Source organism: Mesorhizobium sp. M00.F.Ca.ET.216.01.1.1, from assembly GCF_004010325.2.
GTDB lineage: Bacteria > Pseudomonadota > Alphaproteobacteria > Rhizobiales > Rhizobiaceae > Mesorhizobium.
Genome location: NZ_SADR02000202.1, coordinates 1 through 383, shown reverse-complemented (window position 1 = coordinate 383; position 383 = coordinate 1). Strand labels below are relative to the sequence as shown.

Annotated in this window: 1 protein-coding gene; it reads left to right on the top strand. The window is 47.0% G+C overall.

The genetic code is table 11. The features are described from left to right. Positions 1–151 precede the first annotated feature (151 nt). Positions 152–383 (top strand): hypothetical protein (locus tag EN859_RS35725; protein WP_135913637.1); only part of this gene is annotated, 232 nt, incomplete at its 3' end.

The window sequence follows — 383 nt, the reverse complement described above, 5'->3', positions numbered from 1 at the left end:
CTGGCAAGCCTGTTGGCCGGATCATCGATCACGCTGAGTTACAGCAAGAAATGCATCCTGAGATAAGTTTCTGGATGCAAGGCTAACGACACACTTCAGAGTGGTGCCTATAGATTCCGACATCGTGAAAGCGATGTGAGGAGACCACGAAATGAACGATAAGATCAAAGGAGAAGCTCGCCGCAAGATAATTCTTGATGGATACGTTAATAACGAACCATTGAAAGATATTGCGGCAAAGATCGGATGCTCACTGGGGAGTTTGAAAGTCAGCGCCAGCAAACTTGGCTGCACAAGAACTCCAAAGGAGGCGGCGGATTTTCGACGCGGCTTTCATATACCAGAAAACAAGAGGAGAGACTATTATCAGCTGATGATCTCTG